Source organism: Pseudomonas sp. SC3(2021), from assembly GCF_019856535.1.
GTDB classification, from domain to species: domain Bacteria; phylum Pseudomonadota; class Gammaproteobacteria; order Pseudomonadales; family Pseudomonadaceae; genus Aquipseudomonas; species Aquipseudomonas monsensis.
The window spans coordinates 4,398,895-4,412,301 of sequence record NZ_CP082236.1 but is presented as its reverse complement, the minus strand read 5'-3'; the positions used below and the strand labels follow the sequence as shown (position 1 = coordinate 4,412,301).

Sequence of the window (13,407 nt, the reverse complement as noted above, 5' to 3'; positions counted from 1 at the left end):
CGCCCTCGCCGCCACTGGCGTGGTGATAGAGGATGCCTTCCTGCAGCGGCGCCAGCGGATAAATGTCCTGCACGTTGGCCGCACCGCCGGGCACTTGCTCAACGAGACGGTCGATGGTGGCCTGGTCGAGTTCGACCAGGGTCAGCATCGCCGGCGTGATGCGTGTCGTCCCCGGAACAATGCCATTGGCCGGCACCTCGACCTGCCCGTGTCGGGTGGCCGAGTATTGCCCGGCCTTGATCAGTTCGATCAGCGCCGGTTTGTGCTCGCGCAACAGCGCCAGCAATGCCGGATCGCTCAAGGCCTGTTTGTTGCCGTTGACCCGCAACTGGTCATCCGTGACCGCCAGCTGAATATCTTTAGCCTTCAATGTGGCCAACAGTTCGATCACGTTCACAGGACGATCTCCATTCTTTCCGTAATTGCGGCGTAACCGGCCAGGGTCGGATGTTCGAACAACGACCTGACATCGGCTTCCATGCCTTCCTGACGCAGCCGGCCGATCAGACTGACCGCCAGCAGCGAGTGACCACCCAGTTCAAAGAAATGGTCGTGACGCCCTACCCGCTCGACGTTGAGCAGTTCGGCCCACAAGCGTGCGAGGGTGACTTCCACTTCGCCGACCGGGGCTTCATATTCGCGGGTTGGCAACGCGCCTTGATCCGGCGCCGGCAGCGCCTTGCGATCGAGTTTGCCGTTGGGGCTCAGCGGCAAAGTGTCGAGGTGCACGAACACGGCAGGCACCATGTAGTCCGGCAAATGCTCCAGCAGGTGACTGCGCAGAACGTCGATTTCGAGGCGGGCGCCGGTGTAATACGCGACCAGACGCTTGTCGCCAGGTACGTCTTCGCGAGCCAGCACGGCGGCTTCCTGCACACCATCGACCTGGGTCAGGCGGGCCTGGATTTCACCGAGTTCGATGCGCAAGCCGCGGATCTTCACCTGATCGTCGTTGCGGCCGAGGTATTCGATATTGCCGTCGGCCAGATAGCGGGCGACGTCGCCGGTGCGGTACATGCGTCCGTTTGCCTGAAATGGATCGTCGAGGAAGCGTTCGGCGCTCAGTTCCGGGCGATTCAGATAACCACGGGCCACCTGCACGCCGCCGATGTACAACTCGCCGACCACGCCCTGGGGCACGGGCTGCTGTTGTGCATCGAGGATATACATGCGGGTGTTGGCGATCGGTTTGCCGATCGGCGTGTTGTCCGGAGTTTGCTCCAGCGGCCCGGCGCAATCCCACGCGGTGACGTCCACCGCCGCTTCGGTCGGGCCGTACAGGTTGTGCAATTTGCTGCTTGGCACTTGCTGTTTGAAACGCCGAACGATGCTGCCCGGCAAGGCTTCGCCACTGCACATCACCTGACGCAATCCGCCGCAACGTGCAGTTTCAGCATGGGTGAGGAACACGTCGAGCATCGACGGCACAAAGTGCAGCGTGGTGATGTGCTCGCGCTCGATCACTTCGCTGAGGTACTGCGGATCCTTATGCCCCTCGGGCCTTGCCATGACCAGTCGGGCGCCGGTCATCAACGGCCAGAAGAATTCCCACACCGACACGTCGAAGCTGAATGGCGTCTTTTGAAGTACGGAATCGGCTGCCGTCAGCTGATAAGCGTCCTGCATCCAAAACAAGCGGTTGACCACCCCGGCGTGTTCGTTGATCACGCCTTTGGGTTGCCCGGTGGAACCCGAGGTATAAATCACGTAAGCCGTGTGGTTCGGAGTCATTTCCGGTGCTGACAGATTGTCCGCCGGTTGCGATTGCCAGTGCGGCTGATCCAGATCGATCAACGGCACCATGACGTCGCCGAGCAACGAGCGAGTCGAACCCTGGACCAACACCGCCAGTGGTGCACTGTCCTCCAGCATGTAGGCCAGACGCTCCAACGGGTACGCCGGGTCCAGCGGCACATAAGCGCCGCCGGCCTTGAGAATCGCCAGCAGCCCGACCACCATGTCCAGACTGCGTTCGACGCAGATCGCCACCCGCGAATCGGCCTGCACCCCCACTCCGCGCAAATGCCGCGCCAGTTGATTGGCCCGCGCATTGAGTTCGGCGAAAGTCAGCGACTGCTCAGCGGCCACCACCGCCGACGCCTGCGGCGAGCGCTGCACTTGCGCCTCGAACAGCCCATGAATCGTCTGCTCGAGGTTGTAATCGACCGCTGTGGCATTGAGGCCGAACAGCAGTTGCCGACGTTCGCCATCCGGCAACACCGGTAAACGGTTCAACGCCTGCTGCGGTGTCTGCTCCAGCGCCTCGACCAGCCCCGACAACGCCTGTTGCAGGTAGCCACAGACCCGCGCCGCACCAATGCGCGAAGGGATCATCGCCGTGAGGTAAAAGCCCTGGCCGAGGTCATCGACGTTCAGGCTCAGCGGATAGTTGGTGCGCTCTTCGCTGGAAAGGTTATGGATGCCTTGCCAGCTCAGGCGAGCGGCCTGCTGCTGTTCCTCGCTGACGCTGTGGCGGTAGTTGAGCATGGCGCTGAACAGCGGCGCCGGCGCTGCCACACCGCTGCAACGCTGGGCCAGCGCCAGTGACGCATGTTCGTGGCCGAGCAACGCGGTCAGTCGGGCGTGGGTCGCACGGACGCCGGCACGCACCGGGGTGTCGCCCAGATCGACGCGCAACGGCAAGGTGTTGATGAACATGCCCAGGCCGCGATCGGCACCGCTGCCGCCCTGCATCCGGCCCAACAGCACGGTGCCGAACACCACGTGCTCCTGCCCGGAAGTCGCGGCCAGGACCTGCGCCCACGCCAGGTGGAACAGGCTGGCGACACTCACCCCCAGTTGCCGCGCCTGGCCACGCAAGCGCAGGGCCAGGGCTTCGGGCACGCTCTGGCGCACTTCTTCGATGTCACTGCCGTCGCCGTGTACGTCAAGCAGACCGAACGGCAGCGTCGGCTCGTCAATGTCACCGAGCATCGTGCGGAAGAACGCTTCATGTTCCTGCTCACTGACGCCCAGGCGCGTCTGCGCCACGTAGTTGCGGTATGGCACCGCCGGCAGCGGTGCCTGGCCGTGGCCGAAGAGGATCACCTGCATTTCTTCCTGGACCACGGCCAGCGCCGTGTGGTCCATGGCGATGTGATGGAACAGCAGCATCGCGACCACCCGATCATTGGCCGGGTCTTGCGCATGGACCAGACGAATCAACGGTGCCTGACTGAGCTCGATGCGGTAATGCCGCGCGTCGAAACGCTCGTACAACTGCGCCAGAACATCGCCGGCCGCCGGGTCGAGGATGAGCTCCTGCACCGGCAGTTGCGCCTCACGCCAGACCACTTGCACCGGCGTCGCCAAGCCCTCCCAGACCACCCCGCTGCGCAGGATGTCGTGACGGGCCATGACCTGACGCAGCGCGGCGGCGAAGGCTTGCAAGCGTTCGAGGCTGTCGAATGCAAGGCGCGATTGCAGCAGGTACGGATCGCCCTGCGCGGCGCTCAAGTGGTGATAAAGAATGCCTTCCTGCAGCGGCGCCAACGGGTAAATATCCTGCACGTTGGCCGCGCCACCCGGCACCGTCGCGACCACCCGCTCGATACTCGGCTGATCCAGTTGCAGCAACGTCAGCATCTGCGGGGTGATGTGCGTGCATCCGCTCGGAATCAGGTTGGCCGGCACTTCGACTTCGCGGCCGCTGCCCACGGCGGCGGCCAGCGCGGCGAGGGTCGGCTGGCTGAACAGCACGCGCACGTCGGTGCTCAGGCCGAGCTGACGCATGCGCTCGATCAGGCTCACCGCCAGCAGCGAATGGCCGCCCAGTTCGAAAAAGTTGTCGTGACGCCCGACCTGCTCGACCTGCAACACCTCGGCCCAGACCTGCGCCAGCGCGGTTTCCACTGAACCTTGCGGTGCAACGTATTCGCGGCTGAGCCAGGCGTCCTGATCCGGTTCGGGCAAGGCCTTGCGGTCGAGTTTGCCGTTGGCGGTCAACGGCAGCGCCGACAGGCGCACATAAGCGGCGGGCACCAAGGCCTGCGGCAAGCGTGCCTGCAGATGCAGGCGCAGGTCCTCGATGTCGACTGCCGTGCGCGCCGTGAACCAGGCGATCAAACGCGCCTCGCGCACCAGCACCACCGCGTCCTGCACCGCCGGATGACTCGACAGCGCGGCGTCGACTTCCCCCAGTTCCACGCGCACGCCGCGCAGTTTGACCTGATCGTCGTTACGCCCCAGGTACTCGATATTGCCATCGGCCAACCAGCGCGCGAGGTCGCCGGTGCGGTACATGCGTGCCTGCGGTTCGTCGCTGAACGGGTCTTCAAGGAAGCGTTCGGCGCTCAGGTCGCGGCGGTTCAGATAACCCCGGGCCACCCCCGCGCCACCGACGTACAACTCACCCGTCACGCCCACCGGCACCGGCCGTTGCTGATCATCGAGCAGGTAGACTTTGGCGTTGCTGACGGGCCGGCCGATGTGCAGCAGCCGGCCGGCATTGATCTGGCCGGAGGTCGCAACCACCGTGGCCTCGGTCGGGCCGTAGTTGTTGATCACCGCAAAGCTGTGTTCGCGGGGGAACTGGCGCAGGCGATCGCCGCCAATCAACAGCGTGCGCAGCGTCGGGTGCTGCAGCTCGCGACTGAAGGCGTATTCGGCGATCGGAGTCGGCAGGAAGCTGACCTGCAACGGTTGCGCGCACCACCAATCGAGCAAGTCGTCGAGGTGTTCGTTGCCGATCGACTGCGGCGGCAAATGCAGGGTCGCACCGACGCACAGCGCCGGCCAGACTTCCCAGGCCATCGCGTCAAAACCGCAACCGGCGACACTCGCGGTGTGGCTGCCCGCACGCAGGTCGAACGCCTCGCAGTGCCAGTGCACGAGGTTCTCCAGGGTCGCATGTTCGACCATCACGCCTTTCGGCTGGCCGGTCGAACCCGAGGTGTAGATCACGTAGGCCAGATGCGCCGGGGTCAACGTCGGCAGTTGCGGATTGGCGTCGGACAGGTGCTGCCAGATGTCCTGGTCGAGGTCGATCACCGGCACCCGGCCCAACAGCTCACGGGTCGAGGCCTGTGCCAGCACCGCCACCGGATCGCTGTCCTGCAACAGGTAAGCGATGCGTTCCGCCGGGTACGCCGGATCGACCGGCACGTAACCGGCGCCGGCCTTGAGGATCGCCAGCAGCGCCACCAGCATTTGCGGGCTGCGTTGCAGGCACACGGCGATCCGGTCGTCCGGTTGCACGCCGAGGCCGAGCAAGTGATGGGCCAGGCGATTGGCCTGTTGATTGAGTTGCGCATAGGTCAGTTGCTGCGCGCCCTGCACCACCGCCAGAGCCTCTGGTTGTTGCGCGGCCTGCACTTGCACCAGCGCCTGAATCGTTGCCCCGCGCGGGTACGCCGTCGCTGTCGGGTTGAAGCCGACCAGCAAGCGCTCGTATTCCTCCACCGGAAGAATCGGCAAGCGGTTGAGCGGACGTTGCGGCGCCTGTTCCAGCGCGTTCACCAGATGCTCCAGCGCGGTGTGCATGTAGCCGCAAATGCGCTGCGCGCCGATCTGCGTCAGCGCCAGTACCGCGAGGGCGAAGCCTTCGCCCAGGTCGTCGACGCTGAGGGTCAGCGGGTAGTTGCTGCGCTCTTCGCCGCCGAGTAGCTGCACACCTTCCCAGATGCCCTGACCGTCACGCGGCTGCGCCTCGGCGGCACTGTGCCGGTAGTTGAGAATGGCGCTGAACAGCGGCGCCCCGGACACCGCGCTGCAGCGTTGGGCCAGCGCGAGTGGCGCATGTTCATGGGCCAACAGCGCGGTCAAGCGTGCGTGTGTGGCCTTGACCGCGCCTTGCACACCTGCGCTGACGTCCACGCGCAACGGCAAGGTGTTAATGAACACGCCCAGCGTGCGGTCGGCGCCCTCGCCGCCCTGCAGACGGCCCAGCAGCACCGTGCCGAACACCACGTCGCGGCGGTTGGCAAGCACGCCCAATACCTGCGCCCAGGCCACGTGCATCAGGCTCGCCGGACTGACGCCCAGTTGCCGGGCCTGCTCGCGCAGACGCCGGGTCAGCCCGGTATCGACGGTTTGCTGCGCCTCCTCGATGTCGCCGCCATCGCCTTGCACGTCGTGCAGGCCGAACGGCAGGGTCGGCTCGTCGATATCGCCAAGCATGTCGCGGAAGAACGCTTCGTGCTCCTGCTCATTGGCGCCCAGCCGCGCCTGCGCCACGTAGTTGCGATACGGCATCGGCGCGCCGAGGCTGTCGGCCTGATCGAACATGAACGCACGCATTTCCTCGCCCACCACTGCCATCGCGGTGTGGTCGAGGATCAAGTGCTGGAACAGGATAATCGCCACCACCCGCTGCTGCGCCGGGTCCTCGGCATAGACGATGCGCATCAGCGGCGCCTGGCGGAGGTCGAGGCGGTGGTAGCGCGCATCGAAGCGTGCGTGCAACTGTTCGAGAATGTCACCTTGCGCCGGGTCCAGCGCCACCGCTTGCACCACCAGCGTAGCCTCGCGCCACACCACCTGGTGCGGGCTCGACAGTCCCTCCCAGACCACGCTGGTGCGCAGGATGTCGTGGCGCGCGATGACCTGCTGCAAGGCATTACCGAACGTGCGCAGACGCTCGACAGTGTCGAACGCCAGTCGCGATTGCAGCAGGTATGGATCACCCTGTTCGGCGCTCAGGTGGTGATAAAGAATGCCTTCCTGCAGCGGCGCCAGCGGGTAGATGTCCTGCACGTTGGCCGCGCCACCGGGCACCGTGGCGACGATGCGTGCGATGCTCGGCTGATCGAGTTCGGTCAGGCTCAGCATGTCCGGGGTGATGTGCGTGCAGCCTGGCGGGATCCGGTTGGCCGGGACTGCAATTTCACGACCGCTGCCCACAGCGGCGGCCAGTGCTGCCAGGGTCGGCTGGTTGAATAACACGCGCACGTCGGCGGCGAGGTCGATCTGGCGCATGCGTTCGATCAGGCTCACCGCCAACAACGAATGCCCGCCCAATTCGAAGAAGTTGTCGTGGCGCCCGACCCGCTCGACCTTCAGCACGTCGATCCAGATCTGCGCCAGCGCGATTTCCACCGCACCGTGTGGCGCCTCGTATTCGCGGCTGAGCCACGCACCGTGCTCCGGTTCCGGCAAGGCCTTGCGATCAATCTTGCCGTTGGCGGTCAACGGCAAGGCCGCCAGCCGCACGTAAGCCGCGGGCAACAAAGCGTCGGGCAGGCGCGCCTGCAAGTGATTGCGCAACTGTTCGATGTCAACCGCCGAGCGCTCGGTGAACCAGGCGATCAGGCGCCCATCGCGCACCAGGACCACAGCTTCCTGCAACGCCGCGTGACTGCCGAGCGCGGCTTCGATTTCACCGAGTTCGATGCGCACGCCGCGCAATTTGACCTGATCGTCGTTGCGCCCCAGGTACTCGATATTGCCGTCGGCCAGCCAGCGCGCCTGATCGCCGGTGCGGTACATGCGCGCCTGCGGGTCGTCGCTGAACGGGTCAAAGAGGAACTGCGCAGCGCTCAATTCGGGGCGATTCAAATAGCCACGCGCCACGCCCGCGCCGCCGACATACAACTCGCCCGCCACGCCCACCGGCACCGGACGCTGCTCGGCGTCCAGCAAGTACACCTTGGCATTGGCGATCGGCCGGCCAATGTGCAACGGCTGGCCACACTCCACCCGCCCGGAAGTCGCGACCACCGTCGCTTCGGTCGGACCATAGTTGTTGATCACCTCGAAGCTTTGCAGGCGCGTGAACTGGCGCAGGCGATCGCCACCGATCAACAGCGTGCGCAAGGTCGGGTGCTGCAACTGACGGCTGAAGGCATATTCGGCCACCGGTGTCGGCAGGAAGCTCACCTGCAACGGCTGCGCGCACCACCAGTCGAGCAACTCGTCCAGGTGCTCGTTACCGATCGACTGCGGCGGCAGGTGCAAGGTCGCGCCGACGCACAGCGCTGGCCACACTTCCCAGGCCATGGCGTCGAAACCGAACCCGGCGACACTCGCGGTATGACTGCCGGCCTGCAGGTCGAAGGCTTCGACGTGCCAGTGCACGAGGTTTTCCAGGGTCGCATGTTCGACCATCACCCCTTTCGGCTGGCCGGTGGAACCGGAGGTGTAGATCACATAGGCCAAATGGTTCGGCGTCAGCGCCGGTATCCGCGGATTGGCATCTGACAGGTGTTGCCAGCGTTCGCTGTCGAGATTGATCAGCGCTACGCCACCGAGCAGGTCGCGGGTCGAGGCTTGGGCCAGGACCGCCACCGGCGCACAGTCCTGCAACAGGTAGGCAATGCGCTCCGGCGGGTACGCCGGATCGACCGGCACATAAGCGGCGCCGGCCTTGAGGATCGCCAACAGTGCGACCAGCATGTCCGGGCTGCGCCGGGCACACAGGGCGATCCGGTCGTCGGGCTGCACGCCAAGGCCGATCAGGTGATGCGCGAGGCGATTGGCGCGCTGGTTGAGTTCGCCATAGCTCAATTGCTGCGTACCTTGCACCGCCGCCAGGGCCTCGGGATGGGCTACCGCTTGCTGTTCGAAAAGACGCTGTACGGTTTGCGCAGGCGGGTATTCACGCCCGGTGATGTTGAACCCGACCAGAACCCGCTGCCGCTCGCTGGGCGACATCACCGAAATCTGCTGCAACGCAGTGGCCGGAGCGTGCTCCAGTGCTGCCAGCAGGTTGTGCAGCGCGGTTTGCAGGTAATCGCAGACCCGCACGCCATTCACTTGCGGGACGGCTTGCACAGTCAGGCCAAAGCCTTCACCGAGATCGTCGACGCTGATCACCAATGGATAGTTGCTGCGCTCGCGGGAACTCAGTACCTCGATGCCATCACACGCCACGCTCGCCGATTGCGCCGCGCTGTGGCGATAGTTGAGCAAGGTGCTGAACAGCGGCAGCGCCGCCGATACACCGCTGCAACGCTGGGCCAGCGCCAGCGAGGCCTGTTCGTGGCCCAGCAGTTGCGCCAGCCGCTCGTGGGTGGCGCGCACACCGTCCTGCACCGCCATCGCGCCGACGCTGACCCGCAGCGGCAAGGTGTTGATGAACATGCCCAACGCGCGGTCGGCGCCCTCGCCGCCCTGCATGCGCCCGAGCAAGACCGTGCCGAACACCACCTCGTCGCGGCCCGACATTTGCGCCAGCACCTGCCCCCAGGCCTGGTGCACCAGGCTGGCGGCGCTGATCCCGAGCCGGCGCGCCTGTTCGCGCAAGCGCCGGGCAACGCTGGCGTCCAGTGCCTGCACGGTATCGACAATGCTGCTGCCGTCGCCATGCACGTCTTGCAGACCGAAGGCCACGGTCGGTTCGTCGATGTCGCCGAGCATGTCGCGGAAAAACGCTTCATGCGCCTGGGCATTGGCGCCCTGTTGCGCTTGCGCCACGTAGTTGCGGTACTGCACCGGCGCCGGCAGTTCGCGAGCGCCTGGTTGCAGGCTGTCGTTCATTTCTGCCAGCAACACCTCGAGTGCGGTGTGGTCGAGGACGATGTGGTGCAGCAACAGGATGCCGACCCAGCGCTGGTGTTCGCGGTCTTCGCTATAGGCCAGGCGCATCAAAGGTGCACGGCGCAGGTCGAGGCGGTAGTGACGCGGATCGAAACGCGCCTGCATCTGCTCCAGCACGTCGCCTTCGAGCAGGTCGGCATCGACGCGCTCCAGCGCCAGCGGCGCTTCGCGCCAGACCACCTGCAGCGGTTCTTCCAGGCCTTCCCAGACCACGCCGGTGCGCAGAATGTCGTGCCGGGCGATCACTGCGTTCAGTGCGCGAACGAAGGCCTCGATCTGTGGCAGACCCGCGAAGGCGAATTGCGCCTGCAGCACGTACGGGTCGCCGGCGCTGGTCGCCAGGTGGTGGTAGAGAATCCCCGCCTGCAACGGTGCCAGACCGTAAATGTCCTGCACATTGGCGACGCCGCCGGGCACCGTGGCCACAACGCGGTCGATGGCGGCTTGATCCAGTGAGACCAGTGGCAGCAAGTCCGGGGTGATCCGTGTGCAATCGGCGCTGATCCGATTGTCCGGCACCACGAGGCGGTGGCCGCTGCCGAGCGTCGCCGCCAGTGCCGCCACGCTTGGCTGGCCGAACAGCACGCGTACGTCGCAGTGCAGATCGTGCTGACGCATGCGCTCGATCAGTTTTACCGCCAGCAGCGAATGGCCGCCGAGTTCGAAGAAATTGTCATGACGGCCTACCTGTTCGACACCGAGCAGGGTCTGCCAGAGGCCGGCAATCAGCGTTTCCACGTCACCCGACGGTGCTTCGAAACCGCGCCGGGCGAACGCATCGCTCTCAGGCTGCGGCAAGGCCTTGCGATCCAGCTTGCCGTTGGTGGTCAGCGGCAACGCATCGAGGCGTACGAAGGCGCTCGGCACCATGTAGTCGGCCAGCGACAGCAGCAACGCGTCGCGCAATTGCGCGGCACTCGGCGCGGCGTCTTCAGCGGCCAGCCAGTACGCCACCAGCCGCTGATCACCGGGGCTGTCTTCGCGGGCGATGACCACCGCTTCACGCACACCGTGGCAGGCCGCAAGACGCGCTTCGATTTCGCCCAGTTCGATGCGGAAACCGCGGATTTTCACCTGATCGTCATTGCGCCCCAGGTATTCGAGGCTGCCGTCTGCGGTCCAGCGTGCGAGGTCACCGGTCTTGTACAAACGGGCGTCGGTGCGGCCGCTGAACGGGTCGGCAATAAAGCGCTCGGCGGTCAGCGCCTGGCGATTGAGGTAGCCACGGGCAACCCCGGCACCGCCGACGTACAGCTCACCGATGACGCCGGCGGGTACCGGTTCGCGTTGGGCGTCGAGCACGTACAGTTGCAGGTCGGGAATGCCCACACCAATCGGGCTGCGCCCGACCAGATGCGCATCCGCCGCGGCCAATGGCCGATAGGTCACGTGCACGGTGGTTTCGGTGATGCCGTACATGTTCACCAGGCGCGTGCCGGCATTGCCGACCCGCGCATACCACGGCTTGAGCAGGCCCGGTTCCAGGGCTTCGCCGCCGAACACCACTTCGCGCAACGAGTGCTGCAACGGGCTGCGCCCCTGCGCGGCGATCAACTGGCGGAAGGCACTCGGGGTCTGGTTGAGCACGGTGACGCCGCTGCGGCACAGCAACGCGTAGCAGTCGTCCGGGGAACGGCTGACCGCTTGCGGCACCAGCAGCAACTGGCCACCGAAGGCCAGCGCGGCCCAGATTTCCCACACCGAAAAGTCGAACGCAAAGGAATGGAACAGTGCCCCGACATCTTGCGGGTTGAAGTTGAACCACGGCTGGGTCGCCGCGAACAACCGCACCACGTTGCGGTGCTCGACCATTACGCCTTTGGGCAGACCGGTGGAACCGGAGGTGTAGATCACATAGGCCAGATGGCTCGGCAGCAGTTCAGGGATGTACGGATTGCTGGTCAGCTCGGCGTGCAGTTGCACACTGTCGAGGTCGATTTGCACAACCTCGGCACCGGCCACGCGCTCGGCGGTGTCGGCCTGCATCAACAGCGCCACCGGGGTGCTGTCCTCAAGGGTGTAGGCGATGCGTTCCAGCGGATACGCCGGGTCGATCGGCACGTAAGCGGCGCCGGCCTTGAGCACGCCAAGCAGGCCGACGATCATCTGCGGGCCGCGCTCGACGCAGATCGCCACCCGGTCATCCGGGCGGACACCGCGCGCCAGCAAGTGATGCGCGAGCTGGTTGGCGCGGCGATTGAGTTCGCCGTAGCTCAGGGTGTGCCCGCCGAACATCAGCGCCGGCGCTTCGGGCCGAGCCCGTGCGTGGGCTTCGAACTGTTGGTGGATCAGCGGTGATTCGGGGAAGCGCGGCGCCAATGAACGGTCGCCATGCAGGAGTTTTTCACGCTCGGCTGCCGGCAGGATATCGAGGCTGTGCAGCGGCGTATTCGGCGCCGATTGCAGGGCGTGCACCAGACTGTGCAGCGCGGTGTTCAGGTAACGGGCGATGCGCTCGGCACCGAGGGCCGCGTCCGCCAGCGCGGTAATGCGCAAGTCTTCACCGAGATCATCAATATTGACGGTCAACGGGTAGTTGGTGCGCTCACGGGCGCCCAACACCTGCACGCCAGGGGCCAGATCGCTGACCTCGGCGACGTCTTCCGCGCTGCTGTGCCGGTAGTTGAGAATGGCGCTGAACAGCGGCGTCGGCACCGCGACGGCGCTGCAGCGCTGGGCCAGTGCCAGTGACGTCTGCTCATGGGCGAGCAATGCGGTCAGGCGCCGATGGGTCGCCAGCACCGCCTCGCGCGCCCCGTCCTGCCCGACATCCACGCGCAGCGGCAACGTGTTGATGAACATGCCCAGCGCTTGCTCGCCGCCCTCGCCTGCCTCCATCCGCCCCAGCAGCACGGTGCCGAACACCACCGCCGTGCGCCCGGACAACTGGCCGAGCACCCGGCCCAGCGCCAGGTGCATCAGGCTGGCGACACTGACCCCGAGCTGGCGCGCCTGCCCGCGCAGTTGTCGACTCAACTCGGGCTCAAGCATCAGCAAGGCTTCTTCGATGGCCTGGCCGTCGCCTTGCACATCCTGCAAACCGCAGGGCAAGGTCGGCTCGTCGATGTCGGCGAGCATCTCGCGGAAGAACGCCTCATGGAACTGTTGGTCGAGGCCCAGGCGCGCCTTGGCCAGGTGATCGCGATACGGCACCGCCGGCCCGACCTGCGCGGCCTGGCCGAGCAGGTGCGCACGGGTTTCCCGACGCACCACATCGAGGGCGACGTGGTCCATGATCAAGTGATGAAACAGCAACAGCGCAACCACACGCCCGTTCGCCGGGTCCGCCGCATACACCAGACGCAGCAGCGGCGCCTGCTGCACATCAAGACGGAAGGTGCGCGGATCGTGACGTTCGAGCAGTTGCGTCAGCACGTCGACACCCGGGTCGAGCCGGACTTCTTCGCAATGCAGCGACGCATGGCGTTGCACCACTTGCAGCGGTTCATCCAGGCGTTCCCAGACGAACGAGGTGCGCAGGATGTCGTGGCGTTCGATCATCCACTGCAGCGCCTCGGCGAAAGCTTCCAGACGCTCACGACTGGCGAAGGCGAAGCGCGCCTGCGACACGTAGGGGTCGCCAGCAGGCGCCGACAGGTGCAGGTACAGCATGCCTTCCTGCAACGGCGCCAGCGGGTAGATATCCTGCAGGTTGGCAGCGCCGCCCGGCACGCTGGCGACGATACGGTCGATGGTCGGCTGATCCAGCGTCACCAGCGGCAGCATGTCCGGGGTGATGCGAAACGCCGGGCTCAACCAGTCGCCGCCGTGACGGGCGACCAGTTCCAGCAGTTGCGTCTTGTGCGCGGCGAGACTGTCCCACACCGCATCATCCAGCGCGTCGTCGCTGCCCAGAATGACCAGGTCTTCATCTTCCTGTTGAAGGCGGATCGCATGGGTGGAAATAACAGCCATCAGTTCGCTGAATTGCAT

Annotated in this window: 2 protein-coding genes (1 of these 2 only partly in view); both read right to left on the bottom strand. The window is 65.5% G+C overall.

Annotated elements, in window-relative coordinates:
- Positions 1–397 carry the beginning of a non-ribosomal peptide synthase/polyketide synthase gene (locus K5Y35_RS19765; protein ID WP_222832685.1) on the bottom strand. It extends 17,426 nt beyond the left edge of the window, so the window shows 397 of its 17,823 coding nt (coding positions 1–397); its start codon is at positions 395–397; the stop codon falls past the left edge of the window.
- Positions 394–13,407, bottom strand: a complete 13,014-nt coding sequence (locus K5Y35_RS19760) for a non-ribosomal peptide synthetase (RefSeq protein ID WP_222832684.1) — start codon at positions 13,405–13,407, stop codon at positions 394–396. Before K5Y35_RS19760 ends, K5Y35_RS19765 begins: the two co-directional genes overlap by 4 nt.